At 48.8% G+C, this 25,937-nt stretch carries 25 protein-coding genes, 2 rRNA genes and 1 other annotated feature; all 27 genes read left to right on the top strand.

Annotated elements, in window-relative coordinates; translation table 11 throughout:
• Positions 1-199 (top strand): 23S ribosomal RNA (locus tag B0H94_RS14195); the annotation flags it as partial.
• A 77-nt stretch (positions 200-276) separates the two neighbouring features.
• Positions 277-393, top strand: a 5S ribosomal RNA gene (gene rrf, locus B0H94_RS14200).
• A 134-nt stretch (positions 394-527) separates the two neighbouring features.
• Positions 528-1,256 (top strand): MgtC/SapB family protein, encoded by a 729-nt coding sequence (locus B0H94_RS14205; RefSeq protein WP_245894073.1) that lies wholly within the window; start codon positions 528-530, stop codon positions 1,254-1,256.
• A gap of 120 nt (positions 1,257-1,376) precedes the next feature.
• A complete protein-coding gene (locus B0H94_RS14210) occupies positions 1,377-1,844 on the top strand; it encodes a CtsR family transcriptional regulator (RefSeq protein ID WP_106589926.1) in 468 nt (155 codons plus the stop codon).
• A gap of 35 nt (positions 1,845-1,879) precedes the next feature.
• On the top strand, positions 1,880-2,419 hold the full coding sequence (mcsA, locus tag B0H94_RS14215; RefSeq protein WP_106589927.1) for a protein-arginine kinase activator protein McsA: 540 nt from the start codon (positions 1,880-1,882) through the stop codon (positions 2,417-2,419).
• Positions 2,419-3,516, top strand: a complete 1,098-nt coding sequence (mcsB, locus tag B0H94_RS14220; RefSeq protein WP_106589928.1) for a protein-arginine kinase McsB — start codon at positions 2,419-2,421, stop codon at positions 3,514-3,516. Before mcsA ends, mcsB begins: the two co-directional genes overlap by 1 nt.
• A complete protein-coding gene (clpC, locus tag B0H94_RS14225; RefSeq protein WP_106589929.1) occupies positions 3,513-5,981 on the top strand; it encodes an ATP-dependent protease ATP-binding subunit ClpC in 2,469 nt (822 codons plus the stop codon). The genes mcsB and clpC overlap by 4 nt, the downstream gene beginning before the upstream one ends.
• Positions 5,982-6,091: 110 nt before the next feature.
• Positions 6,092-7,492 carry a DNA repair protein RadA gene (gene radA / locus B0H94_RS14230; protein WP_106589930.1) on the top strand — a complete coding sequence of 467 codons (1,401 nt, stop codon included), beginning with the start codon at positions 6,092-6,094 and terminating at the stop codon, positions 7,490-7,492.
• Positions 7,493-7,523: 31 nt separating this feature from the next.
• Positions 7,524-8,591, top strand: a complete 1,068-nt coding sequence (gene disA / locus B0H94_RS14235; protein ID WP_106589931.1) for a DNA integrity scanning diadenylate cyclase DisA — start codon at positions 7,524-7,526, stop codon at positions 8,589-8,591.
• 192 nt (positions 8,592-8,783) lie between these two features.
• Positions 8,784-9,920 (top strand): PIN/TRAM domain-containing protein, encoded by a 1,137-nt coding sequence (locus tag B0H94_RS14240; protein ID WP_106589955.1) that lies wholly within the window; start codon positions 8,784-8,786, stop codon positions 9,918-9,920.
• A gap of 109 nt (positions 9,921-10,029) precedes the next feature.
• Entirely contained in the window at positions 10,030-10,728 is a 699-nt protein-coding gene (gene ispD, locus B0H94_RS14245; RefSeq protein ID WP_106589932.1) for a 2-C-methyl-D-erythritol 4-phosphate cytidylyltransferase, read from the top strand.
• Complete coding sequence (gene ispF / locus B0H94_RS14250; protein WP_106589933.1) at positions 10,725-11,198, top strand: 2-C-methyl-D-erythritol 2,4-cyclodiphosphate synthase; 474 nt, start codon at positions 10,725-10,727, stop codon at positions 11,196-11,198. Before ispD ends, ispF begins: the two co-directional genes overlap by 4 nt.
• Before the next feature lie 133 nt (positions 11,199-11,331).
• The gene (gene gltX / locus B0H94_RS14255; RefSeq protein ID WP_106589934.1) at positions 11,332-12,804 is read left to right on the top strand and encodes a glutamate--tRNA ligase; all 1,473 of its coding nucleotides are present in this window, start codon (positions 11,332-11,334) and stop codon (positions 12,802-12,804) included.
• 344 nt (positions 12,805-13,148) lie between these two features.
• Positions 13,149-13,844 (top strand): serine O-acetyltransferase, encoded by a 696-nt coding sequence (cysE, locus tag B0H94_RS14260; protein WP_106589935.1) that lies wholly within the window; start codon positions 13,149-13,151, stop codon positions 13,842-13,844.
• A complete protein-coding gene (gene cysS, locus B0H94_RS14265) occupies positions 13,825-15,222 on the top strand; it encodes a cysteine--tRNA ligase (RefSeq protein ID WP_106589936.1) in 1,398 nt (465 codons plus the stop codon). Before cysE ends, cysS begins: the two co-directional genes overlap by 20 nt.
• 2 nt (positions 15,223-15,224) lie before the next feature.
• On the top strand, positions 15,225-15,653 hold the full coding sequence (locus tag B0H94_RS14270) for a Mini-ribonuclease 3 (protein WP_106589937.1): 429 nt from the start codon (positions 15,225-15,227) through the stop codon (positions 15,651-15,653).
• On the top strand, positions 15,646-16,395 hold the full coding sequence (gene rlmB / locus B0H94_RS14275; protein ID WP_181315431.1) for a 23S rRNA (guanosine(2251)-2'-O)-methyltransferase RlmB: 750 nt from the start codon (positions 15,646-15,648) through the stop codon (positions 16,393-16,395). Before B0H94_RS14270 ends, rlmB begins: the two co-directional genes overlap by 8 nt.
• Positions 16,396-16,397: 2 nt before the next feature.
• Positions 16,398-16,910 carry an NYN domain-containing protein gene (locus B0H94_RS14280; protein ID WP_106589939.1) on the top strand — a complete coding sequence of 171 codons (513 nt, stop codon included), beginning with the start codon at positions 16,398-16,400 and terminating at the stop codon, positions 16,908-16,910.
• A 92-nt stretch (positions 16,911-17,002) separates the two neighbouring features.
• Positions 17,003-17,647, top strand: a complete 645-nt coding sequence (gene sigH / locus B0H94_RS14285; RefSeq protein WP_106589956.1) for an RNA polymerase sporulation sigma factor SigH — start codon at positions 17,003-17,005, stop codon at positions 17,645-17,647.
• A gap of 341 nt (positions 17,648-17,988) precedes the next feature.
• The gene (gene secE, locus B0H94_RS14290; protein ID WP_106589940.1) at positions 17,989-18,183 is read left to right on the top strand and encodes a preprotein translocase subunit SecE; all 195 of its coding nucleotides are present in this window, start codon (positions 17,989-17,991) and stop codon (positions 18,181-18,183) included.
• Between the two features lie 40 nt (positions 18,184-18,223).
• A complete protein-coding gene (gene nusG, locus B0H94_RS14295) occupies positions 18,224-18,760 on the top strand; it encodes a transcription termination/antitermination protein NusG (protein WP_106589941.1) in 537 nt (178 codons plus the stop codon).
• A gap of 150 nt (positions 18,761-18,910) precedes the next feature.
• Positions 18,911-19,336 (top strand): 50S ribosomal protein L11, encoded by a 426-nt coding sequence (rplK, locus tag B0H94_RS14300; protein WP_106589942.1) that lies wholly within the window; start codon positions 18,911-18,913, stop codon positions 19,334-19,336.
• A gap of 90 nt (positions 19,337-19,426) precedes the next feature.
• A complete protein-coding gene (rplA, locus tag B0H94_RS14305) occupies positions 19,427-20,128 on the top strand; it encodes a 50S ribosomal protein L1 (RefSeq protein WP_106589943.1) in 702 nt (233 codons plus the stop codon).
• 46 nt (positions 20,129-20,174) lie between these two features.
• Positions 20,175-20,329, top strand: a sequence feature (ribosomal protein L10 leader region).
• A gap of 42 nt (positions 20,330-20,371) precedes the next feature.
• Positions 20,372-20,872 (top strand): 50S ribosomal protein L10, encoded by a 501-nt coding sequence (gene rplJ / locus B0H94_RS14310; protein WP_106589944.1) that lies wholly within the window; start codon positions 20,372-20,374, stop codon positions 20,870-20,872.
• A gap of 47 nt (positions 20,873-20,919) precedes the next feature.
• Complete coding sequence (gene rplL, locus B0H94_RS14315) at positions 20,920-21,279, top strand: 50S ribosomal protein L7/L12 (RefSeq protein WP_106589945.1); 360 nt, start codon at positions 20,920-20,922, stop codon at positions 21,277-21,279.
• Between the two features lie 140 nt (positions 21,280-21,419).
• A complete protein-coding gene (locus B0H94_RS14320; RefSeq protein ID WP_106589946.1) occupies positions 21,420-22,019 on the top strand; it encodes a class I SAM-dependent methyltransferase in 600 nt (199 codons plus the stop codon).
• A gap of 307 nt (positions 22,020-22,326) precedes the next feature.
• Positions 22,327-25,869: a DNA-directed RNA polymerase subunit beta gene (rpoB, locus tag B0H94_RS14325; protein ID WP_106589947.1), complete on the top strand. Its 3,543-nt coding sequence runs from the start codon at positions 22,327-22,329 to the stop codon at positions 25,867-25,869.
• The last annotated feature ends 68 nt before the right edge of the window (positions 25,870-25,937 follow it).

A 25,937-nucleotide genomic window follows, 5' to 3' on the forward strand; every position in this document is an offset into this window, starting at 1 on the left:
GCCAGGAGCATCGCTGGGTAGCTACGTGCGGCCGGGATAAGTGCTGAAAGCATCTAAGCATGAAGCCCCCCTCGAGATGAAATTTCCCATCACGTCAAGTGAGTAAGATCCCTCGAAGATGACGAGGTTGATAGGTCGGAAGTGGACGTGTGGTGACACATGGAGCTGACCGATACTAATCGATCGAGGGCTTATCCTATAGACACAATTCAAGACGCACTTCATTGTGGAAGCAGTTGTCGGTTATCCAGTTTTGAGCGAACGACGCTCAATCAGCTTGGTGATGACGGCGAAGAGGTCACACCCGTTCCCATGCCGAACACGGAAGTTAAGTTCTTCAGCGCCGATGGTAATGAAGGGGCAACCCTTTGTGAGCGTAGGACGTCGCCAAGCAAATCAAGTAGTCTCCAGTTGAATACTGGAGGCTATTTTTTTATTTATATTCATGTTTCATTCTATGGTATAGTAAAATAATATATCATTTTTGTAGAAATCTTAAAACTTTCAGTAAAAGGAGGGAAAAGTGTGTGGATCTATTTATTCAAGTACAAGAGATAGAAGTTTATGTGGTGATGCTTCTACGCCTTTTGATTGCAGCTGGCTTGGCTGGAGCGATCGGTATTGAGCGTGAGTATAAGCATCATCCGGCAGGATTTCGTACACATATGCTCGTAGGTGTAGGGGCATGCTTAGTTATGCTGATGGCGATGTTTGGTTTTGAATCGTATTTGGATCAACGCCCGGATGAAGTCGCTTATGACCCTTCACGTTTAGCAGCTTATGTAATTAGTGGTGTAGGTTTTCTAGGCGCTGGTACAATCATTGTACAAGGTGTGTCTGTGCGCGGTTTAACAACAGCAGCTTCAATTTGGGTTGTCGCCGGTATTGGTCTAGCTACTGGTGCTGGTATGTATTTTGCCGCTGGTTTTACAACAGTTATTGTTCTTATGAGTTTATTTTTCTTAAACCGGATTGATGGGTTATTCAAGTCACGTGAGCGCTTAGATGAGATTCAACTACGTGTTGACCGATTTCAACATACGCTTCATTATGCCATCCGTGAATTAGAGGATATGGGTGTTTCAGTTACGAAGGTGAAAAGCCAAGCTCACCCAACGGAAAGTGATCGAACAGCTTATCAAATTGAGGTAAGGCGCTCTACGGAGGTTGAGCAGGGGCTAATATATGAGCGATTACAAAATATTGATGGTGTAGAAGAGACTATTATTACAAAGCCGGGGCGTCTACAGGTATAAATACTTTACAATTCGATCCCCAGCCTGAATCCCTTGCATTTCGCAAGGGATTATATTATATTAAAAATAGTTAAAGTCAAAGATAGTCAAGGTCAAGGAGGAGGGAGGGAGGTAGACAGAATGCGCAACACCTCTGATATTATTGAGCAATATTTAAAAGCGGTTTTAACCCAGAGTGAGCAGGATTTAATCGAGATTAAGCGAAGTGAAATAGCAGAAAGGTTTCAATGCGTCCCTTCACAAATAAATTACGTCATTCGTACACGTTTTACGGTTGAAAAAGGCTATTTCGTGGAAAGTAAGAGGGGAGGGGGCGGTTATATCCGGATTTCTAAGGTGACCCCCTCCGACCAAGCTGAACTTTGTGGTCATCTACAAAAGCTCATTCAGGATAAAGTAGATCAGCACACAGCAGAAAGTATGATCGCACGTCTTCTTGAAGAAGAAGCCATCACGCCCCGGGAGGCGAAGATGATGGAGGCTGCGATCCAAAGAGAAGTGTTGTCTCTGACTTATCCTCAAGATCGTGATTATATACGGGCGAATGTGCTGCGTGCGATGCTGTATCGTTTGCAGTATGAGATGTAACCGTCCGGCATAAAGGTTGAGAGAGGGGGACGAAAATGCTCTGTCAACAATGCCAGAAGCGCCAGGCGACGCTGCATTTTACAAAAATCGTAAACAACGAAAAAACGGAAATGTCGCTTTGCGATCAATGTGCAAAAGAACGTGGCGATCATGTGCCAGGTGCAAACAGCTACTCGATCCATGAACTTTTATCCGGCTTGCTGCACAGCGACAGCCCAACCTCACAAACAGCGGCTCCGGCCCGTAAGTCTCGTCACCCTGCTTGTCAGTCATGCGGCATGACTTATGAGCAGTTTCGAAAGGTTGGGAAATTAGGCTGTGCCCGCTGTTACGAAACGTTTGAAGCGCGTTTGAAGCCGGTATTAAGCCGGGTGCACAGCGGTTATCACATGCACACTGGAAAATCACCCAAACATGCGGTGCCGCGCCGAAATGTGCAGCAGGAGATCGAACAGCTGCAAGCTGAAATGCAGGAGCATATTGTAAATGAAGAGTTTGAAAAAGCAGCTGAAGTAAGAGACCGTATCCGGGCATTGCACAGCCGTGATTCCCTTGATGAAACGGGGGATGCATAATGTCATTAAAAAAATTTATTGCCGAGGCGGTCAGCCCTTGGATGAAGCAGAAAGGTCCGGCATCGGATATCGTGCTCAGTTCACGCATTCGGTTTGCCCGCAACTTAGAAGGTTATCCGTTTCCAGTAACTGCACCGGAGGAGTCCGCCCAAACCTTAATGAACTATACGACTGCTGAAATCGATTTATCAAGTTTTCAAGCTGAGCGGCCTCTACATGCGGTAACGATGGATCGTTTGTCTTCAAATGAGCGGAGGATTCTTGTTGAGAAGCATTTAATCAGCCCTTACCTTGCAGACAAATCCACACATGGCGCGCTTCTTTTGAGTGGAGATGAATCGATTAGCATCATGATTAATGAGGAAGACCACCTGCGGCTGCAGTGTTTACTGCCGGGTTTTCAACTAAAAGAAGGTTTAGAAACTGCTAATAAAGTTGATGATTGGCTTGAAGGAAAAGTGACGTACGCTTATGACGAAGAGCTAGGTTACTTAACGAGCTGCCCGACGAATGTAGGGACTGGTATGCGTGCTTCGGTCATGATGCATCTGCCGGCACTTGTAATGACCCAGCAGCTCAATCGGATGATGCCGGCGGTCAACCAGGTGGGGCTTGCTGTAAGAGGGATTTACGGGGAAGGCAGCGAAGCTTTAGGTAACCTTTTTCAAATCTCAAATCAAGTGACGCTTGGAAAGTCCGAGCAGGACATTGTGGATGAACTTGAAGGCGTTGTAGATCAGCTGCTTCAGCAGGAAAGAAAAGCACGGGAGCACTTGTTGAATACGTCACGGCTGCAGCTCGAAGACCGAATGTACCGATCTTACGGACAGCTCCGGTTTAGCCGGATTATGGAATCAAAAGAATCAGCCCAGCGTTTGTCCGATGTCCGCTTTGCGATTGATGCTGGACTCCTTCAAGGGGTGTCCGGCGATATTTTAAACGAACTCATGGTGCTCACCCAGCCGGCAATGCTGCAGCAGTACGCCGGCGCCGCGCTTTCCCCAGGAGAGCGTGATGAGCGGCGGGCTTCGTTGATTCGGGAGCGGCTTAAGCTTGAAGAACAAGGTGATGAACTTAGTGGAGGTGGAAGTGAATGATGTTTGGTAGGTTTACAGAAAGAGCGCAGAAAGTTCTTGCCCTCGCGCAGGAAGAAGCGATTCGGCTCGGACACAATAACATTGGTACAGAACATATCCTTCTAGGGTTAATCCGTGAAGGCGAAGGTATCGCAGCAAAAGCGCTGCAGGCACTCGCGCTTGAACCGGAGCAGATTCAAGAAGAAGTTGAATCCTTGATTGGTGCTGGTCAAGAAGGCGCAAAGACGATACATTACACGCCGCGGGCCAAAAAAGTGATTGAGCTTTCGATGGATGAAGCGCGCAAGCTCGGCCATTCTTACGTCGGTACAGAGCACATCCTTCTTGGTTTAATCCGCGAAGGTGAAGGTGTTGCTGCTCGCGTACTTAACAACCTTGGTGTCAGCTTAAACAAAGCCCGCCAGCAGGTCTTGCAGCTGTTAGGAAGCAACGAATCTTCTGCCAACAGCGCAAATCAGCAGGGTGGCTCTGCAGGTGCAGGCACAAACGCGAACACACCGACGCTCGACAGTCTTGCCCGCGATTTAACCGCAGTAGCAAAAGAAGAAAGCTTGGACCCTGTAATCGGACGCAGTAAAGAAATTGAGCGCGTGATCCAAGTCCTTTCCCGCCGGACGAAAAACAACCCGGTGCTCATTGGTGAGCCGGGTGTTGGTAAAACGGCGATTGCAGAAGGTCTTGCGCAATCCATCATCTCAAACGAAGTTCCGGAAATTCTCCGCAACAAACGTGTGATGACACTTGATATGGGAACGGTTGTCGCCGGCACAAAATACCGCGGTGAATTTGAAGACCGCTTAAAGAAAGTCATGGAGGAAATCCGTCAAGCTGGAAACGTTGTTTTGTTCATTGATGAGCTGCACACATTGATCGGTGCCGGAGGAGCAGAAGGTGCTATTGATGCATCTAACATTCTTAAGCCGTCCCTTGCTCGCGGCGAACTGCAGTGCATTGGTGCGACGACACTAGATGAGTATCGCAAGTACATTGAAAAAGACGCAGCTTTAGAGCGTCGTTTTCAGCCGATTCAAGTGGATGAACCGACCAATGATGAGTCTACCCAGATTTTGAGCGGCCTGCGCGACCGTTACGAAGCACACCACCGCGTGACGATCAGCGACGAAGCGATCGCAGAAGCTGTGCGCATGTCCGACCGTTATATTCCTGACCGTTTTCTCCCGGATAAAGCGATCGACTTAATTGATGAAGCAGCTTCAAAAGTACGTCTCCGCTCTTACACGGCACCGCCGAACTTAAAAGAGATGGAACAGAAACTTGAAGAGACACGGAAAGAAAAAGATGCAGCAGTGCAGAGTCAGGAATTTGAAAAGGCGGCTTCTTTGCGCGATAGTGAACAGCGTCTGCGTGAGCAGCTTGAAGAGATGAAAGATGAATGGAAAGAAAAGCAGGGGCAAGAAAATACTGAGGTCACGAATGAAGACATTGCCCAGGTCGTAGCAAGCTGGACCGGTATCCCGGTATCAAAGCTCGCTGAAGAAGAAACCGACCGGCTCCTACGTATGGAAGACATTCTGCACAACCGGGTCATTGGCCAGGATGAAGCGGTCAAAGCCATTTCAAAGGCAGTCCGCCGCGCACGGGCTGGTTTAAAAGATCCAAAACGTCCGATCGGATCGTTTATTTTCCTCGGTCCAACCGGTGTCGGTAAAACGGAGCTTGCCCGGGCTGTTGCAGAGACGCTCTTTGGTGATGAAGAGTCCGTGCTCCGCATTGATATGTCCGAGTATATGGAGAAACACGCGACCAGCCGCCTCGTCGGCTCACCACCGGGGTATGTCGGCTTTGAAGAAGGCGGACAGCTGACGGAAAAAGTGCGGCAGTATCCGTACTCTGTCATTTTGCTTGATGAAATTGAAAAGGCGCACCCGGAAGTGTTTAATATCTTGCTGCAAGTGCTTGAAGATGGGCATTTAACAGACTCTAAAGGCCGCAAAGTTGACTTCCGAAATACGGCGATTATTATGACATCCAACGTTGGTGCAGCTACATTGAAGCGCAACAAATTCGTTGGCTTTGCAACCCAGGAAGAGGGCAAAGATTATTCGGATATGAAAGACAAAGTGATGGGTGAATTGAAAAACACATTCCGTCCGGAGTTTTTAAACCGGATCGACGAACTTATTGTCTTTCACAGCCTTGAAAAAGAGCACATTAAAGAAATTGTCGGCTTAATGGCTGAAGAGCTCCGCAAGCGCCTGCAAGAGCAGGAAGTGGACTTTGAGCTGACAAAAGCAGCTCAAGACCGGATTGCTGATGAAGGCTTTGATCCGGAGTACGGGGCACGCCCGCTCCGCCGGGCTTTACAGAAGCAGGTGGAAGACCGCCTCTCTGAAGCACTCCTAAAAGGTGATATTCAAAAAGGGCAGTCTGCAGTAATTGATGTAGATGAAGAAGCGGACGACTTTGTCGTTACCATTCAAGAACAAACACCAGCTAATTCATAAACAAGGAACGATCTTCCTTAGGTAGGCAAGACGCCTCCCTTACTTTTATCCGGAACCGGCAGGGAATGCTGCCGGTTTTCGGCATATACATAAAGAAAGCAGGGAACCTCATGGCAAAAACGAAGACGAAGTTTGTCTGTCAAGAATGCGGCTATGAATCAAGAAAATGGATGGGCCGGTGCCCGGGGTGCCAAGAATGGAACACCATGGTTGAAGAGATTGAAAGCCCCGAGCCAAAGCAGCGGGGTGCTGCCCCTTCTGCCAGTCCTGCCCGGTTAAGCGGTGCCAAAAAACCACAGTCGATTAATCAAGTTTCAGGGGATGAAGAACCCCGGCTGAAAACCCCGCTCAGCGAATTAAACCGGGTGCTTGGCGGCGGAATTGTGCCGGGCTCACTTGTCCTTGTCGGTGGTGACCCCGGTATTGGAAAATCTACGCTGCTTCTGCAGTTAAGTGCAGCCCTTGCCGGCATGAATGAATCTGTGCTTTATATTTCCGGTGAGGAGTCACTAAAGCAGACAAAGCTGCGTGCAGACCGCCTCGGCGTTGATGCAGAAACGCTTTATGTCATGCCGGAGACAAACATGGGCGTTATTGAACAGGCCATTCATGATACGAAGCCGGCGCTTGTGATCATTGATTCGATTCAAACGGTGCAATATGATGATGTCACTTCTGCGCCAGGGAGTGTAGCACAAGTGCGCGAATCTACCAATGCGTTTATGAACATTGCCAAGCAGCAGGGGGTCGCGGTCTTTATTGTCGGTCACGTCACAAAGCAGGGCTCTATTGCTGGACCGAAGATGTTAGAGCATATGGTGGACTCGGTCATTTACTTTGAAGGCGAGCGTCACCATACGTACCGGATTTTGCGGGCAGTGAAAAACCGCTTTGGATCGACAAATGAGATCGGTATTTTTGATATGGAAGAGTCGGGACTTGTAGAGGTGAAAAACCCTTCAGAAATCTTTTTAGAAGATCGTTCGCAAGGTGCTTCAGGGTCGATCGTTGCTGCCGCTATGGAAGGCACACGGCCGGTGCTTGTTGAAATCCAAGCACTCGTTGCCCCGACCACTTACGCAAACCCGAAGCGGACGGCGACAGGACTTGACCAAAATCGGCTTAGTTTATTAATGGCGGTTCTTGAAAAGCGGGTTGGTATGCTTCTCCAAAATCAGGATGCTTACTTGAACGTGGCCGGTGGGGTAAAACTTGATGAACCGGCGGTAGACTTAGCCATGGTTGTGGCAATTGCTTCAAGCTTCCGTGATCAGCCGACTCAGCCGACAGACGCTGTGATGGGTGAAGTCGGGTTAACAGGGGAGATCCGCCGCATCTCCAAAGTTGACCAGCGCATTAAAGAGGCAGCAAAGCTTGGCTTTACACGGGCGGTCATTCCAGCGAAAAATGAAGGCGGCTGGACGAAGCCGGACGGGATTGAAATTGTACCGGTACACACCCTTGAAGAGGCACTTAAAGTCACAGCCGAAGGAAGCCGTGGCGTCTGGTAACAAATATGAACAATGAAAGGGGGGCAGCCGGATGAACCGTGAAAAAGATGCGTTTATCGAAGAAGTATTAAAGTTAGTCGCGCCGGGCACACCGCTTCGTGATGGTCTGGATAATGTCCTGCGCGCCAACACCGGCGGTTTAATCGTGCTCGGTCATACAGAAGAGCTGAAAGACATCGTAGACGGCGGCTTTGATATTCATTGTGAATTTACACCGGCGAATTTATACGAACTGGCCAAAATGGACGGGGCGATTATTTTAAGTGAAGATGCAAGCCGCATCCTTTATGCAAATACCCAGCTTGTGCCAAACAATGCGATCCCCTCGTCTGAAACCGGAATCCGGCACCGTACAGCTCAACGTGTGGCTAAGCAGACAGGAAGTGTTGTCGTGTCCATCTCGCAGCGTCGCCATATCATCACCCTTTATCAAGGAGAGCATCGTTACGCTTTAAAAGATATGGGCGTCATTTTAACGAAAGCGAACCAAGCGATTCAAACCCTTGAAAAATATAAAGTTGTACTTGATCAAAGCTTAACGAACCTTGGCGCTTTGGAATTTGAAGAACTCGTATCTCTTCAAGATGTAGCTCAAGTGATGCACCGTATTGAGATGGTGCTGCGCATTAAGCAGGAGATCCGTCGTTATGTGCAGGAATTAGGTGTAGAAGGACGGCTTGTGACGATGCAGCTGAATGAACTTGTCGCAGATATGGAGCAAGAAGCGCAACTGCTTGTGAAAGACTATGTCAAAGATCTCAAGAAGGCAGACGCGATTGTGAAGAACCTGCAGCAGTTAAGCAGTGCAGAACTGATGGATGATCAAATGATTATGAAGCAGCTCGGCTATCAGCGTCCGAAAGAGCTGCAGGAACATACCATTACGCCGCGGGGGTACAGAATTTTGTACCGCGTGCCGCGTCTGCCATCATCGGTTGTGCATAACCTCGTGTCGGCTTTTGGCGGATTGAGTGAAATTGCCGCAGCGACACCGGAGATGTTAAATGAAGTCGACGGTGTAGGTGAAGCCCGGGCGCGTGCAATTAAGGAAGGCATTAACCGCATTCAAGAGCAATTGTTTATTGACCGGAATGTTTAGCAGAACTTGTCGTAAGGTGTGAAATAAGGTATAATATAAAATTTATAAAATTGACAACTTTTGGCCGCCTTGCTATTCTTTAAGTTAAGCTCCCCCTATAGGTTTCAGTCTTTAAAATTTAATGTCAATTTGTGCGTTGGCGTTTGAAACACTTTCAAGAAGGTATAATGGGGGAAAGGGAGGTGAATGGTGTTGTTAAAACGAATTGTTCAGTTATTTTTCTTACTTGCCGGAGGGACACTGGGTTTCGTCTTTATTCCTGAATTTTTATCTCTTATGAATGGTGATACTTTTCCGGCATGGCTTGGGAACCCGTATGTAGGAGCAGTTATCGGGTCGGTTGTTATCTTTTTAGCTACGTTTTGGAGTGCTTCTTACATTGTACAGTTCATGCACAAGATTGAGGAATCTATTGTAAAAGCCCCTGTTACCGATGTATTGTTCGGTACGCTTGGCCTTGTCTTCGGTTTGGTCGTTGCCTTTCTCGTTGGAATCCCGCTCAACACGATTCAAATTCCAGTTTTAAGTGAATTACTACCAATCTTCATTACATTCTTTCTCGGTTACTTCGGATTTAAAGTCGGATTTAAAAAGCGTGATGAGTTAACACAACTGATCGGTGCTGGAAAAATTCCACCAAAGGAGCGGAAAAAAGGTACAGAGGCTGTTGAAGCGTCTGAAAGTGACGCTGCCGCAGGTGCTGCAGCAGACAAACATACCGCGCTTCCTAAGCTTTTAGATACGAGTGTCATTATTGATGGCCGGATCGCTGATATTTGTCAAACCGGCTTTGTGGAAGGAACACTTGTCATTCCGGAATTTGTACTTGAAGAACTACAGCAGATTGCTGATTCCTCAGATGGTTTAAAGCGTAACCGGGGCCGGCGCGGCCTTGATGTCCTTAACCGGATTCAAAAAGAGATTGAGGTCAATGTAGAAATTACAGACGCAGACTTTGACGATATTCAAGAAGTAGACAGCAAACTTGTGAAACTTGCAAAGAAGACTGGCGGCATCGTTGTAACAAATGATTTTAACTTAAATAAAGTTTGTGACCTGCAAGGGGTCGCTGTCCTCAACATTAATGACTTGTCCAACGCCGTAAAACCGGTTGTACTCCCTGGTGAAGAGCTGCACGTTCAAGTGATTAAAGATGGTAAAGAGTATAATCAAGGTGTTGCATACCTGGATGATGGGACAATGATTGTCATTGAGGAAGGCCGCGAGCATATTGGTGCTGCACTTGAAGTTGTAGTGACCAGCGTCCTGCAGACGAGTGCCGGCCGCATGATTTTTGCAAAGCCAAAACTTATGGAGCAGGCGCTTTAATACGTACGGCCGCTTGTTAGCAACGCGAATGAACAGTTGCTTTCAGCGGCCGTTCAATTGTATGATAAAGGCTGCTGAAAATCCGTTAGAGAAAGAAGAGGCATAAATTATGAACTATGCGGTTGTCATTCCGGCTGCCGGTCAAGGGCGCCGTATGCAGGCTGCTGTGAATAAAGCATTCCTTACCCTCCAGGGGCGCCCGATCATCGCGCATACACTTGCTGTTTTTCAGGCGGATCCGCGTTGTGAACGCATTGTGCTTGTCGCCAGTGAAAATGAGCTTGATGAAATGCAGGCGTTAGCAGAAGAAGCAGGCGCAACGAAAGCCGACCGGGTTGTTGCAGGTGGCAGTGAGCGCCAGGATAGTGTGCGCGCCGGTGCTGCTCAAGTGATGGACGCACCGCTGCTTCTTGTACATGACGGTGCCCGTCCGTTTGTTGCAATAGAACGAATTCATGCGCTGCTTTTAGAAGCCGAGCAGAGCGGGGCAGCACTTCTCGCTGTACCTGCGACGGATACGATCAAGCAGGTGGATCAAGAAGGCCGCGTGAAACAGACGTTGAAACGTTCGGAACTCTGGGCGGCCCAGACGCCGCAGGCTTTCCGTCCGGAAGTGCTGCAGCAGGCTTATGCATATGCTGATGAAACAGGTTTTCAAGGCACCGATGATGTAAGTCTTGTTGAAGCTGCCGGTGGCGAGGTGGCGGTTGTTGAAGGTGATTATGATAACATTAAGCTGACAACGCCGGAAGATATGACGCTGGCAGAAGCAATTCTAGCCAAACGGGCAGGGGAGGCAGGAACGTGAGAATTGGACAAGGGTATGACGTACACAAGCTTGAAGATGGGGAGACGCTGATTCTGGGCGGCATCCGTATTCCGCATACACATGGGCTTTCCGGTCACTCGGATGCTGATGTGCTTTTGCATGCGATCACTGACGCCGTCCTTGGGGCGCTCGGTGAAGGTGATATCGGTCGGCATTTTCCGGACACAGATCCGGCGTATAAAGGGGCGGATTCAGCAGCGCTTTTGCAGCAGGTGGTTGCCATGGCAGACGAGCGCGGTATGAAGCTTGGCAACATTGATGCAACATTAATGGCACAAAAGCCGAAGATGGCCCCTTATATTGAAGATATGCGCGCGCGCATTGCCGAGCTTTTTCAAGCGGAAACGACACAAGTCAATGTAAAAGCAACAACGACGGAAAAACTAGGGTTTACCGGGCGCGAAGAGGGTATGGCGGCGCAGGCGGTCGTACTTCTGACAGAAAAATAGCACTTCGTTTTCGGTTTGGTTTATAATCGTAGTGAGTATGATAAAATGCGGTTATCGATAGATGGACGAAATTTAATGTTTGGTAATAAATTTAAAAAGCTTTGTCATCAGTTTTAAGAGGAAGGTGTCACTTATGTCAAATGAAGTAAGAGTCCGCTTTGCGCCGAGTCCGACCGGCCATCTGCATATTGGAGGCGCACGTTCTGCGCTGTTTAATTATTTGTTCGCCCGTGCCCAAGGCGGCAAGTTTATTGTACGTATTGAGGATACAGACCAGGCGAGAAACATCCAGGAAGCGACAGATAAGCTTCTCGACAGTTTAAAATGGCTTGGCTTGGAGTGGGATGAAAGTACAGATATCGGCGGCCCGCACGGACCGTATCGTTCGATGGAGCGTGTCGATATTTACACGTCTTATATCAATCAGCTCATTGAAGCAGGCTGGGCGTATTACTGTTACATGACGGCAGAAGAACTTGAAGCTGAACGGGAAGCGCAGCTTGCCCGCGGTGAAATGCCGAAATACAGCGGCCGTGATCGTAATTTAACGAAAGAAGACCGCGAGGCCTATGAAGCAAAAGGCTTAAAGCCGGTCGTCCGCTTTAAAGTGCCAACGGGTGAAACAGTCGTCATTGATGATGTGGTCCGTGGACACGTATCTTTTGACACCGACGGCATCGGTGACTTTGTTATCTGCCGCAGTGACGGCGTACCGACGTATAACTTTGCGGTTGTCATTGATGATCACTTAATGGAGATTTCCCATGTTGTGCGTGGTGAGGAGCACCTTTCCAACGCGCCGCGCCAGGCGTTAATTTACAAAGCTTTCGGCTGGGAGCCGCCGCGTTTTGCGCACGCTTCCCTCATCTTGAATCCGGATGGCCAGAAGATGAGTAAGCGTGATGAAACGATTATGCAGTTTGTGGAGCAGTACCGCGACTACGGCTACCTGCCGGAGGCACTTGTGAACTTCCTAGCCCTGCTCGGCTGGTCACCAGGTGGCGAAGAAGAATTGTTCACAATGGATGAGCTTATTGAACAGTTCAGTTTGGAACGCGTATCAAAAGCGCCGGCGATCTTTGATACAAATAAACTTGCCTGGATGAACAATCAGTATGTTAAAGATGCAGACCTTGACCGCTTAACTGAATTAGCACTGCCGCATCTGCAGCAGGCAGGTTTAGTGTCTGACAGCTTAAATGAGGATGATTATGCTTGGGTCAAAGAACTCGTCAGCTTGTATCAAGAACAGATGCATTATGCTGGAGAAATTGTAGAGTTGTCCGGGTTGTTTTTCAAAGACGAACTTGCATATGATGAAGAAGCAAAAGAAGTACTTGGCTGGGACAATGTCGGCCCGGTGCTCCGCCACTTCCGTGAAGAGCTGCTCGCACTTGAAGCCTTCACGCCAGAAGCTGTCAAGCAGGCGACAAAAGCTACGCAAAAAGCAACAGGTCAAAAAGGCAAGCAGCTGTTTATGCCGATCCGTGTGGCGGTCAGCGGTCAAACCCACGGCCCGGAGCTTCCGCGGGCGATTCACCTGCTCGGCCGTGATGTTGTTGCCGCTCGACTTGAGCAGGCCGCTGCCATTGCTGAGAATGCTTAACAACTAAACATGCCCTGCGCGCTGAAAAGGATGAACGTACAAACGCCCGCTCCTCTTTGCAGAGACGACCGCCCCGGCTGAAAGCGGTTGAGAGGATGACGTTTGGAATTGCCCCTTGGAGCCCTTGATGGTGCCGAATCTGTCAAGGCGGTTGTGCCCCGTTACAGGCACAAAAGCGGAGTCGTGTATCGCCACGACTTAAGCAGAGTGGGACCGCGCAAACGAGGCGTCTCTGCACCTGTACAGGTGCAGTGGCGCTTTTTTCGTATCGGGCCAAGGAAATAGCACCAATGAACAAAGTGATGTGATTGAATAAGCTGAGAACGAGAAGAGAGGGAGAGGCGATGCTACGAACATTTTTAAACGATATCGATGTTGTATTTGAACAAGACCCGGCCGCGCGCAGCCGGATTGAAGTTGTGCTCACGTACTCTGGTGTGCATGCAGTATGGGGGCACCGGGTAGCGCATTGGTTGTGGCGAAAAAAACTGTTTTTTCTCGCCCGGCTTTTATCCCAGGTGAGTCGCTTTATTACAGGGATTGAAATCCACCCTGGGGCTAAAATCGGACAGCGTCTGTTTATTGACCACGGCATGGGGGTTGTCATCGGAGAAACTTGTGAAATCGGTGATAACGTAACGATTTATCAAGGCGTCACCCTCGGTGGTACCGGGAAAGAAAAAGGCAAGCGTCACCCGACGGTTGAAGACCACGTCTTAATTGCAAGCGGTGCAAAAATTCTCGGCTCAATGACCATCGGGGAAAACTCAAATATCGGTGCAGGGTCTGTCGTGTTAAAAGAAGTTCCGCCAAATGCGACGGTTGTAGGAATTCCGGGTAAAGTTGTTGTAAAAAATGGGATGAAAGTGAAAGAGCAGCTTGACCACCATAAGCTGCCTGATCCGGTGTCGGAGCGTTTGAAGCAGCTTGAAGAGGAAGTGGCTGAACTGAAAGAAGCGCTCGCTGTTACTAAGCAGCAGGATGAGCCGCAAAACGGTGAATCAGTAAGGAGTGAAGAAGATGACAATTCAAATGTATAATACGCTGCGCCGGCAGAAAGAAGCATTTGCCCCGATGGAGGAAGGGAAAGTTTCGATGTATGTGTGCGGACCGACCGTTTACAACTACATTCACATCGGCAACGCCCGGCCGGCCATCGTGTTTGATATGGTGCGCCGGTATTTCATGTACCGCGGCTATGAGGTGACGTATGTATCCAACTTCACCGATGTTGATGACAAGATTATTAAAGCAGCTGAAGAAACTGGAGAGGATGTTTTAACGCTCGCAGAAACATTTATCCGCGCTTATCACGAAGATACCAAGCCGCTCGGCGTGCTGCCGGCAGATAAACACCCGCGTGTTACTGAAGCGATGGATGATATCATTGTTTTTATCGAGCGTTTAATTGAAAAGGGCTATGCGTACGAAGTAGCTGGTGATGTGTATTTCTCCACCCGCTCGTTTACGTCATACGGCAAGCTCTCCGGTCAGGATTTAGAGGACTTACAGGCTGGGGCGCGCATAGATGTGGATGAAGCGAAGAAGGATCCTCTGGACTTTGCGCTCTGGAAGCAGGCGAAACCAGGAGAAATTGCGTGGCAGAGCCCGTGGGGTGAAGGCCGGCCGGGGTGGCACATTGAGTGCTCAGCCATGGTGCAGAAACACCTCGGTGAAACGATCGACATTCATGCCGGCGGACAGGATCTTGCCTTTCCGCACCACGAAAATGAAATCGCGCAATCCGAAGCCTTAACCGGGGAACCGCTGGCACACTACTGGCTGCATAACGGTTATATCACCGTCGATGACGAGAAGATGTCAAAGTCACTCGGTAACTTTATACTCGTGCATAACATTATTCAACAGCACGACGCGAATGTGATCCGTTACTATATGCTGCAGTCTCATTACCGTAATCCGATCAATTTTAATGACGAATTGATTGAATCGGCTCAAAACAGCCTCAACCGGATTCAGACGCTCGTCGATAACATTAAGCACCGCCTGCAGGAGAGTGCAGATCTCGGAAGTGAAGGCAACTGGCTTGAAGAGCTTGATCAGTACCGGTATGCGTTTGTCCGTGAGATGGATGATGACTTCAACACGCCAAACGCTTTTACGGTGATCTTTGATTTTGTAAAAGCAGCCAACCGCTATCTTGATGAGGCTCACTCTAACGTACAGGTGCTTGAAGGTATGCTTGAACTGCTCCGTGAGTGGGAAGAAGTGCTTGGCTTGACGTTTGAGCGTGCAGAAGAAGTGCTTGATGAGGAAGTCGAGGCGTTAATTGAACAACGCATTCAAGCGCGCAAAGATCGAAACTTTCAAGAAGCTGACCGGATTCGTGATGACCTTGCTGCCCGGGGCATTATTTTAGAAGATACAGCGCAGGGTACGCGCTGGAAACGGGGTTGATGATGGAACCTTTGGAGACGATTGTTGACCCAAAACAGGCAAACCCTATTCTTCTAGCTTACGTTGGTGATGCTGTACAAGAAGTTTATGTCCGCATGCACGTGATCAATCAAGGGGTTGCTAAACCAAATGAACTGCATAAAGCATCGACAGCATATGTATCTGCTTATGCCCAGGCGAAGGCAGCGCATGATTTTATCGAGCAGGATGTGCTTACGGCTGAGGAAGCGGCTGTCCTTCGTCGCGGTCGTAACGCGAAATCAACTGTGCCGAAAAGTGCAGATCCTGCAACGTATCGATATAGTACAGGTTTTGAAGCATTAATCGGCTATTTATATTTAATGGACCGCCAAGAGCGCTTGCGTACATTAATTGCGCAGGCGCTGAAGATGGCGGATGAAGGAAAGGAAGGAGGAAGTGAACGTGAGTGAAGAGTGGATTATCGGAAAAAATGCGGTGCATGAAGCGCTTGTAGGTGGACGGCCGGTTCATAAAGTCTGGATTGCAGAAAATACGAAACGTCAGGCTGTGCAAAAAATTGTGCAGCAGTCAAAGGAAGTAGACGCCCTCATTCAATATGTGCCGAAAAAGAAAGTGGACGAGCTTGCCGGCACCCCGCAGCACCAAGGTGTCGTAGCATCTGTCGCAGCTTATACGTATGCTGATATTGATGATTTGTTCGCTAATGCTCGTGATCGGAATGAACAGCCGTTTTTCATCGTTCTTGATGGCGTGGAAGATCCGCACAACCTCGGGTCGGTACTTAGAACCGCAGACGCTGCCGGGGCGCACGGTGTGATCATTCCAAAGCGGCGTGCAGCCGGCTTAACTCAGGCAGTCGCTAAAGCATCCACCGGGGCGGTTGAGCACGTACCTGTAGCGAGGGTGACCAACATCGCCCGCACCCTTGAAGATTTAAAAGAACAAGGCCTTTGGATTGCCGGCACAGACGCCGCCGGCACATCGGATTATCGTGAGCTTGAGGCGGATACAGGACTAGGGCTTGTGATCGGAAGTGAGGGGAAAGGGATGAGCCGCTTAGTAAGAGAGGCGTGCGATTTTCTTTTAACCGTACCGATGTTTGGTCAAGTTACCTCGTTGAACGCTTCGGTAACAGCCAGCCTGCTCATGTATGAAGTTGTCCGTAAACGTGAGCTGAAAGGGCAGAAGTGATCATGAAAGATGTCATGATTGTGGACGGCTATAATATCATCGGCGACTGGCCGGAATTAAAAACATTGCGCGACCGGGACTTAAATGAAGCCCGCGATCAGCTCGTCCAGCGGATGGCGGAGTATCAAGCGTATAAAGGTATTGAAGTGAAAGTGATTTTTGATGCGCATATGGTGCCGGGGGTGGGGCGTGCGTACCACCAGCATCAAGTTGATGTGCAGTACACACGGGAAAACGAAACAGCGGACGAGCGGATTGAAAAGCTCGTCCGCGAGATTAAAAATGTCCGCACAAGGGTCTATGTTGCGACATCAGATTTTGCGGAGCAGTCGTTAACGTTTGGCAGCGGCGCCCTCCGTATATCGGCCCGGGAATTGCGGATCGCATTAAACCAAGCCGATCAAGCGATTGAAAAAGAAGTTGCCGAGACGAAGCGTCAATCTGCAGGGTCACGACTCAATTTACCCGATGATGTCGCCGAATATTTTGACAAATTACGTCGGAAGGGCCGCTGACCTGTTGACGCTTTCATAACGGGTACTATATAATATTTCTATATTTATACATTTCAGTGAAGGGCGGAGGGATCGTAGTGAGCGTCAACCTCATGGAAAAACGGCACGATAACTTCGAGCGAGTATACGGCGAAGACGAAACGCTCGTACAAGGAGCTAAAGGCGGCGACAGCGCCTCACTAGAAAAGCTCGTCAATAAGTACAAAAACTTCGTCCGGGCAAAAGCGCGCTCTTACTTTTTAATCGGGGCGGATCACGAAGATATCATTCAAGAAGGGATGATCGGACTGTACAAAGCTGTGCGCGACTTTAAAGGGGACAAGCAGTCCTCCTTCCGCGCTTTTGCTGAACTATGTATTACGCGGCAGATTATCACAGCTATTAAAACGGCGACGCGTCAAAAGCATATTCCGTTAAATTCTTATGTTTCTTTAGACAAGCCGTTGTATGATGAAGAAGCTGACCGGACCCTGCTTGATGTTTTGTGCGGACAAACAGTCACAGACCCGGAAGTGCTGCTGGTCAATCGCGAAGAAAGCGAAGTTGTAGAAGGTCGTATCCGTGAAGTGTTAAGTGACCTTGAGCAGAAAGTACTCAGCCGCTACTTGGATGGCCACACGTATAACGAGATTTCTGCAGAGCTCGACAGGCATGTTAAGTCTATTGATAACGCCCTGCAGCGTATCAAGCGTAAGTTAGAAGACCGGGTTCAACTCACCCGTTTGTCAAGTTATTAGCAAAAAATTTGTCGGAATTTTGTGTATCTAAACAAAATGGACAAACTGAACAGTCGCCTTTTTGTCAGGGGGAGGTTGGTTTGTCCTTTTCCGATAACAGGTTTCATGCGCTGAAGCGTCACTTGTAAGATTGACAGTACTTCATTCGTATGATAATTTTAAACGGTATATGTATCAGATTTTCAAATGACGAACACGCAGTTAAGCAAAAATATAAGCTTAGATGGACGCATGGACAATAACCGCTGAAGGTCCGCCACCCGGGCTGCGGTTGTTTTTTAATGTCAGCCGCTTTTTGGCGGCCCGGTACACACAAAGCTTCAAGTGAGGAGGTGGCGCAGATGGCGGAGGAATCGAAAAGTCCAATTAAGTTTTTACGCGATGTCGGCCGGGAAATGAAACGGGTGACATGGCCGACGCGCCAGGAATTGGTGAAATATACGGGTGTTGTTCTTGCAACCGTACTATTTGTAACGGTCTTTTTTGCGCTCGTGGATCAAGGTCTGTCCTATCTCGTGCGTACATTCCTGCAATAACGAACTTTGGTGACAGTGGAAGGAGGAGCCGTCCGGCCCTATGGAAAAGAACTGGTATGTTGTTCACACGTATTCAGGTTATGAAAACAAAGTAAAGAAGAACTTGGACAAGCGCGTCGAGTCAATGGGGATGACTGATAAAATCTTCCGTGTGCTCGTGCCTGTTGAAGATGAAACAGAAATTAAAGACGGTAAAGCAAAAACGGTAACGCGCAAAACGTTCCCAGGTTACGTCATCGTTGAAATGGTTATGACAGATGACTCTTGGTATGTTGTGCGCAACACGCCTGGTGTAACTGGGTTTATCGGCTCGAGTGGCGCAGGGGCGAAACCGACCCCGCTGCTTCCGGATGAAGTTGACGGTATTCTTCGTCAAATGGGTGAAGATGCACCAAAAGCTGAAGTCGACTTCGACATTAAAGAAGCGGTCCGCGTGAAGGAAGGGCCTTTTGCTGACTTCACTGGTACGGTGGAAGAGATCGATGTTGAAAAGCAGAAAGTGAAAGTGCACGTAAACATGTTCGGCCGTGAAACCCCGGTAGAGCTTGAATTTCATCAAGTTGAAAAGATTTCGTAAATCAAGTCTTGATGAACGCTTGCTGAAGTGATAAGATTTTAATGTTTGATATGGCTAAAAGATAGGTCAACCAAGCGTTGAGCCTGTCGAAAACGTGGGAGGGCTTATTAAGTCTGAATAACCACATCACGGACTAAGGAGGTGTGTCGCGTGGCGAAAAAAGTTGAAAAAGTCGTCAAACTGCAAATCCCTGCCGGTAAAGCGAACCCGGCGCCGCCAGTAGGCCCGGCTTTGGGACAAGCTGGTGTAAACATCATGGGATTCTGTAAGGAATTCAACGCCCGTACTGAAGATCAAGCAGGTATGATTATTCCTGTTGAAATCACTGTATATGAGGACCGTTCGTTTACCTTTATTACGAAGACTCCACCAGCTGCCGTTCTGCTTAAAAAAGCAGCCGGAATCGAAACAGGATCCGGCGAGCCGCATAAAGAAAAAGTAGGCTCTGTCACTCGTGAACAAGTTCGCGAGATTGCTGAAACAAAGCAGCCGGACTTGAACGCAGCAGATGTTGAAGCTGCTATGCTTATGGTGGAAGGTACAGCGCGCAGCATGGGTCTTAACGTAGAAGGCTAAGTGCGCTTGTTGCAGAGGTTGCGAGCAAATTCGCAACCTTTCTTCGTGGGAGGTTCTGCCGTTATAACCACAACAGAGGAGGAATGAATGATGGCGAAGACACGTGGTAAGAAATACCAAGATGCCGTCAAATTGATCGATCGCGATGCAACACACAATGCAGAAGAAGCGATCGAACTTGTGAAAAAAACTTCAATTGCGAACTTCGACGAAACTGTTGAAGCAGCAGTGCGCCTCGGCGTTGACCCTCGTAAAGCGGACCAACAAATCCGCGGTGCGGTTGTACTACCGCACGGTACAGGTAAAACCCAGCGCGTTCTTGTGTTCGCAAAAGGTGAGAAAGCAAAAGAAGCTGAAGCAGCCGGAGCTGACTTTGTCGGCGAAGACGACTTGATCAATCAAATTCAGCAGGGCTGGATGGACTTCGACGTTGTTGTTGCAACGCCGGACATGATGGGCCAAGTTGGTAAGCTCGGTAAAGTTCTCGGTCCAAAAGGCTTAATGCCGAACCCGAAAACAGGTACGGTAACGATGGAAGTGGAAAAAGCTATCGGTGAAATCAAAGCTGGTAAAGTTGAATACCGCGTTGATAAAGCAGGTAACATCCACGCCCCAATCGGTAAAGTTTCTTTCAGTGATGAAGCGCTGCTTGAAAACTTCCGCACGTTGATGGATACATTGATGAAAGCGAAGCCTGCTGCTGCCAAAGGCACTTACGTGAAAAACGTTGCAGTTGCTTCGACAATGGGTCCTGGTGTTGAAGTAGATATCCCGTCACTGAACTTAAAGTAAGCTGTTGACATTAAGTGCTTGAAGCGCTATGATGTATAAGGTTTATAAACAATTGAATTTCACGCCGTAGACAGCAGGTGCATGTTTGCTTAATATCCTGCCGAGGCTCGTTGATGGATATGCTTTTTCTGCGCATTCGTGTGTAGGAGAGCCGGCGAGTGCCTTAGTGTCTGCGGACGCTGAGGCACTTTTTTTGTCCGGTGTCCCTGCGGTGTGAAGCAGAGATGTAGGAGGTGTAAAAGGATGAGCACAGTCATTGAACAAAAACAACAGGTTGTTGATGAGATCGCTGACAAGCTTGAAAACACAGAATCAGCTGTTCTTGTTGATTACCGTGGTTTGACAGTAGAGCAAATCAATGAACTACGGAATAAGCTGCGTGCGGAAAACGTCGACATGAAAGTGTACAAGAACACTTTGACGCGCCGTGCCACTGAAAAAACAGGTTTGACTGAGCTTGATGAATACCTTGTAGGCCCAACAGCGATTGCTACAAGCCGTGAAGACGCTGTAGCACCAGCGCGTATTCTAAACGAATTCGCGAAGGACCATAAAGTTCTTGAGCTTAAAGCTGGTATCATTCAAGGTCAAGTTACATCCACAGAAGATGTTAAGCAACTCGCAGAGCTTCCGTCCTACGACGGCCTTGTTTCTATGCTGCTTAACGTTCTACAGGCGCCGATCCGCAACTTCGCTCTTGCCAGCAAAGCAGTGGCAGATCAGAAGGAAGAAGAAGGCGCGTAAATCCAGGGTATGCCCTGAAAAACAATTATTTTAAAGGAGGATCTCCAATGAGTAACGAACAAATCATTGAAGCGATCAAAGAAATGTCCGTTCTTGAATTGAACGATCTTGTAAAGGCTATTGAAGAAGAATTTGGTGTCACTGCAGCAGCTCCAGTTGCTGTCGGCGCTGGCCCTGCAGTTGAAGAAGAAGAACAAACAGAATTCGACGTTGTTCTTACTGACGCTGGAAGCTCCAAAGTTAACGTTATCAAAGTTGTTCGCGAACTTACAGGTCTTGGCCTTAAAGAAGCGAAAGCTGTTGTTGACGGTGCTCCTGACACACTTAAAGAAGGCGTTAGCAAAGAAGACGCTGAAGACATCAAGAGCCAGCTTGAAGAAGCAGGCGCTTCCATCGAAATTAAGTAAGCTTGCCCCTGCGGGTCGAGGGCTTCCCTTTCACAGGGGAGCTCTTTTTTAATGCGGCATGAACGAAGTGCATAAACGTCTTTTTAGTGTGGGTCGTGTCGCACGGGATGAAGATAAAGTGTAGTGAAGGAGGGGTGCCGGTGTCTGATCACTACTTTACAGAGCAGCCGAGTGTTGAAAGCCGGCCGGAAAAGATTCGAGCTGAACTGCGCGGCCGGAATTTTATGTTCACGACTGACCAAGGAGTTTTTTCTAAAGGGGAACTTGATACAGGCAGCGAGCTGCTTGTTGAGGAGTTTATGTTTCCAAAAGTGAATGGCCCGATCGCAGATGTAGGCTGCGGGTACGGCGCCATTGGTCTGCCGCTTGCTGCAGAAACCGAACGGGCTGTATGGCTGTTTGATGTAAATGAAAGAGCGCTTGCGCTGGCTGAAGCAAATCGGGATGTAAATGGGTTAGCGAATATTCACGTCCAGGCGAGTGACGGCCTTCAAAATACACCGGATCAATTGTATGCAGCGATTGTAACAAATCCGCCGATACGTGCGGGTAAAGCTGTTGTGCACCGCATTTTTGAAGAGGCAGCTGCGCGTTTAGTTTCTTCAGGTGAATTTTGGGTGGTCATCCGGAAAAAGCAGGGGGCGCCATCAGCGAAGGAGAAACTTGCTACGTTGTTTTCGGAAGTGGAGCTTGTGAAGAAAAATAAAGGATATTACATCTTAAAGGCAGTGAAGTATTGAAGAGGTTGAAAAACTGTGTTATTATTATTTAATGCGTATAACTGCCTTCTTCTGTTTTGAGAACAGTTGATTTGTAATTAAGTATAAAAGATGAAGGCGTTGGAAACAATACGATAATCGCTTTTTGTCATGTTTTCATTCTTTCTGACTAAGTGAGAATGAAGAATTAGGTGGTAGCTTGCCCGGGCGCGCAGTGATTTTATGCACGCTTGGGCAGTTAAGATATAACTATCCCACGGCTTGCCGTACGAGGGTGAATAAAACCTGCAGGCGGCGGAGAATACGCGAGTGTTGAGGGGTGAATCAGTTGACAGGTCAACTCATTCAGTATGGACGTCACCGCCAGAGAAGATCCTATGCGCGGATTAACGAAGTTCTGGATCTACCGAATTTAATTGAGATTCAGACAGCTTCGTACCAATGGTTCCTGGACGTAGGGATCCGCGAGATGTTTCAGGACATTTCGCCGATTGAAGACTTTACAGGTAACTTGGTTTTGGAATTTATCGATTACAGCCTCGGAGAACCGAAGTATTCGGTTGATGAAGCACGTGAGAGAGACGTGACCTATGCGGCGCCGCTGCGCGTGAAAGTGCGTCTAATGAATAAAGAAACTGGTGAAGTGAAAGAGCAGGAAGTATTTATGGGTGACTTCCCACTTATGACTGACACCGGTACTTTTATCATTAACGGCGCCGAGCGGATTATCGTTTCTCAGCTCGTACGTTCACCGAGTGTGTACTACAGTCAGAAGTTCGACAAAAACGGTAAGAAAGGCTACACAGCAACGGTAATTCCAAACCGTGGCGCTTGGCTTGAGCTCGAAACCGACGCAAAAGATATTGTGTACGTACGGATTGACCGTACCCGTAAGATTCCAGCGACCGTTCTTATGCGTGCGCTCGGGTTCGCGTCGGACCAGGAGATCATTGATCTTCTCGGCGACGAGGAGTATTTGCGCAACACTCTTGAAAAAGACAACACCGACGGCACAGAAAAAGCGCTGCTTGAAATTTACGAGCGCCTCCGCCCTGGTGAGCCGCCGACGGTTGATAACGCGAAAAGCTTGTTAAATACCCGCTTTTTCGATCCAAAGCGTTATGACCTTGCAAATGTCGGACGTTACAAAGTCAATAAAAAGCTGCACATGAAGAACCGTCTTTTCAATCAGCGTCTTGCTGAAACGCTTGCTGATCCGGAAACAGGTGAAATCATTGCAGAAGAAGGTGCGCTCATCGACCGTCCGAAGCTCGATGAACTTATGCCTTATCTTGAAAGCAATGTCGGCTTCCGCAAGTTCTCAGTCGCCGGTGGTGTCCTTGATGAAACGGATGTTACCGTTCAATCCATCAAGATTTATGCCCCGGATGACCAAGACGGCGAACGCACGATCAATGTGATCAGTAACGGGGAAATGGATCGTGATGTGAAAAACATTACGCCGGAAGATATGGTCGCGGCAGTGAACCATTTCTTTAACCTGCTGCACGGTGTTGGTCAGACCGACGACATCGACCACCTTGGTAACCGCCGCCTTCGTTCTGTTGGCGAGTTGCTGCAAAACCAGTTCCGTATCGGATTGTCCCGTATGGAGCGTGTGGTTCGTGAGCGCATGTCAATCCAAGACCAAGGCTCTTTAACACCGCAGGCGCTTATTAACATCCGCCCGGTGATCGCTTCAATTAAAGAGTTTTTCGGCAGCTCCCAGTTGTCTCAGTTCATGGACCAGACCAACCCATTGGCTGAACTTACGCACAAGCGTCGTCTTTCTGCGCTTGGACCAGGCGGTTTGACACGTGAACGCGCAGGCTTTGAAGTTCGTGACGTACACTATTCCCACTACGGGCGTATGTGTCCAATCGAAACGCCGGAAGGGCCAAACATCGGCTTAATTAACTCGCTTTCTTCTTATGCGAAAGTTAATGAGTTCGGGTTTATGGAAACCCCTTACCGCCGCGTTGACCGTGAAACAGGGATTGTGCTTGAAGAAGCGGATTATCTCACAGCAGATGAAGAGGACCACTACGTTGTCGCACAGGCAAACGCCCAGCTTGACGAAAATGGTCGTTTTTCTGATGAGAACATCGTTGCCCGCTTCCGTGGTGAAAACACGGTTGTACCGCGCGAGCAGATCGACTACATGGACGTTTCACCAAAGCAGGTTGTCTCAGCTGCAACGGCTTCGGTACCGTTCTTGGAAAATGACGACTCTAACCGTGCTTTGATGGGTGCGAACATGCAGCGTCAGGCAGTACCTTTGCTTGAGCCGGAAGCACCGCTTGTTGGTACCGGCATGGAGTACGTTTCTGCGAAAGACTCCGGTGCAGCGATCCTTGCTAGACACCGTGGCCGCGTAGAGCGTGTCAGTGCGAAAGAAATTACAGTTCGACGGATTGAACTTGTTGATGGTAATGAGGTTGAAACGGACCTTGACCGTTATAATCTGTCCAAGTTTATTCGTTCCAACCAGGGGACGAGCTACAACCAGCGTCCGATTGTACATGAAGACTTGATCGTTGAGCAGGGCGAGATCCTAGCTGATGGTCCATCCATGGACAATGGAGAAATGGCGCTTGGCCGTAATGTTCTCGTCGGCTTTATGACGTGGGACGGCTACAACTACGAGGATGCCATCATCTTGAGTGAGCGTCTCGTGAAAGATGACGTATATACTTCGGTGCATATCGAAGAATACGAATCTGAAGCGCGCGATACAAAGCTCGGACCTGAAGAGATTACGCGGGATATTCCAAATGTCAGCGAAGAAGCGCTGAAGAACTTGGATGAGCGCGGCATTATCCGGGTTGGTGCGGAAGTTAAAGACGGCGATATTCTCGTCGGTAAGGTTACACCAAAAGGCATGACGGAGCTCACAGCTGAAGAGCGTCTCCTTCACGCAATCTTTGGTGAAAAAGCCCGTGAAGTTCGCGATACATCCCTCCGGGCACCGCACGGTGGTGACGGCATTGTGCTGGATGTGAAGATCTTCAACCGTGAAGATGACGATGAACTTTCACCAGGGGTCAACCAGCTTGTCCGCGTTTACCTTGTGCAGAAGCGTAAAATTCATGAGGGTGACAAAATGGCCGGACGTCACGGAAACAAGGGTGTTATCTCCCGGATTCTTCCGGAAGAAGACATGCCGTACCTGCCGACCGGCGAGCCGATTGATATCATGCTTAACCCACTCGGTGTACCATCTCGTATGAACATCGGCCAGGTGCTTGAGCTTCACCTTGGTATGGCTGCACGCAAGCTTGACCTGCACATGGCATCACCAGTATTTGATGGTGCTCGCGAAGAAGACGTGTGGGAAACGCTTGAAGAAGCCGGTATTGCCCGCGATGGTAAGACAATGCTGTATGACGGCCGCACCGGTGAGCCGTTTGACAACCGCGTGTCTGTCGGTGTCATGTATATGATTAAACTGGCGCACATGGTTGATGATAAGCTGCACGCTCGCTCAACCGGACCGTACTCCCTCGTTACGCAGCAGCCGCTTGGCGGTAAAGCCCAGTTCGGCGGTCAGCGTTTCGGTGAGATGGAGGTATGGGCGCTTGAGGCCTACGGCGCAGCTTACACCCTGCAGGAAATCTTAACTGTGAAATCCGACGATGTTGTCGGCCGTGTGAAAACGTACGAAGCGATCGTTAAAGGGGAAAACGTACCGGAGCCGGGCGTTCCTGAATCCTTCAAAGTATTAATCAAGGAGCTTCAGAGCCTCGGTATGGACGTGAAAATGCTTTCAAGCACGGAAGAAGAAATTGAAATGCATGAACTTGACGACGAAGAAGATGATGACCCGAGCGAAAAGTTGAACTTAAAGCTTGAATCTGGCGAAAACGTATAAATTTCACACGGCGTAATTGAAGGAAGCGGATCCCCCTCGGGGGTTCGCTGTTCTTCGCTTTCACTGTA

This window comes from Salsuginibacillus halophilus (assembly GCF_003014715.1).
In the GTDB taxonomy this organism is placed as follows: Bacteria; Bacillota; Bacilli; order Bacillales; family Marinococcaceae; genus Salsuginibacillus; species Salsuginibacillus halophilus.

Coding starts and splice junctions, on each gene's coding strand:
- B0H94_RS14210 (WP_106589926.1), top strand. CDS start 1,377: ATGCGCAACACCTCTGATATTATTGAGCAATATTTAAAAGCGGTTTTA.
- mcsA (WP_106589927.1), top strand. CDS start 1,880: ATGCTCTGTCAACAATGCCAGAAGCGCCAGGCGACGCTGCATTTTACA.
- mcsB (WP_106589928.1), top strand. CDS start 2,419: ATGTCATTAAAAAAATTTATTGCCGAGGCGGTCAGCCCTTGGATGAAG.
- clpC (WP_106589929.1), top strand. CDS start 3,513: ATGATGTTTGGTAGGTTTACAGAAAGAGCGCAGAAAGTTCTTGCCCTC.
- radA (WP_106589930.1), top strand. CDS start 6,092: ATGGCAAAAACGAAGACGAAGTTTGTCTGTCAAGAATGCGGCTATGAA.
- disA (WP_106589931.1), top strand. CDS start 7,524: ATGAACCGTGAAAAAGATGCGTTTATCGAAGAAGTATTAAAGTTAGTC.
- ispD (WP_106589932.1), top strand. CDS start 10,030: ATGAACTATGCGGTTGTCATTCCGGCTGCCGGTCAAGGGCGCCGTATG.
- gltX (WP_106589934.1), top strand. CDS start 11,332: ATGTCAAATGAAGTAAGAGTCCGCTTTGCGCCGAGTCCGACCGGCCAT.
- cysE (WP_106589935.1), top strand. CDS start 13,149: ATGCTACGAACATTTTTAAACGATATCGATGTTGTATTTGAACAAGAC.
- cysS (WP_106589936.1), top strand. CDS start 13,825: ATGACAATTCAAATGTATAATACGCTGCGCCGGCAGAAAGAAGCATTT.
- B0H94_RS14270 (WP_106589937.1), top strand. CDS start 15,225: ATGGAACCTTTGGAGACGATTGTTGACCCAAAACAGGCAAACCCTATT.
- B0H94_RS14280 (WP_106589939.1), top strand. CDS start 16,398: ATGAAAGATGTCATGATTGTGGACGGCTATAATATCATCGGCGACTGG.
- sigH (WP_106589956.1), top strand. CDS start 17,003: ATGGAAAAACGGCACGATAACTTCGAGCGAGTATACGGCGAAGACGAA.
- secE (WP_106589940.1), top strand. CDS start 17,989: ATGGCGGAGGAATCGAAAAGTCCAATTAAGTTTTTACGCGATGTCGGC.
- nusG (WP_106589941.1), top strand. CDS start 18,224: ATGGAAAAGAACTGGTATGTTGTTCACACGTATTCAGGTTATGAAAAC.
- rplA (WP_106589943.1), top strand. CDS start 19,427: ATGGCGAAGACACGTGGTAAGAAATACCAAGATGCCGTCAAATTGATC.
- rplJ (WP_106589944.1), top strand. CDS start 20,372: ATGAGCACAGTCATTGAACAAAAACAACAGGTTGTTGATGAGATCGCT.
- rplL (WP_106589945.1), top strand. CDS start 20,920: ATGAGTAACGAACAAATCATTGAAGCGATCAAAGAAATGTCCGTTCTT.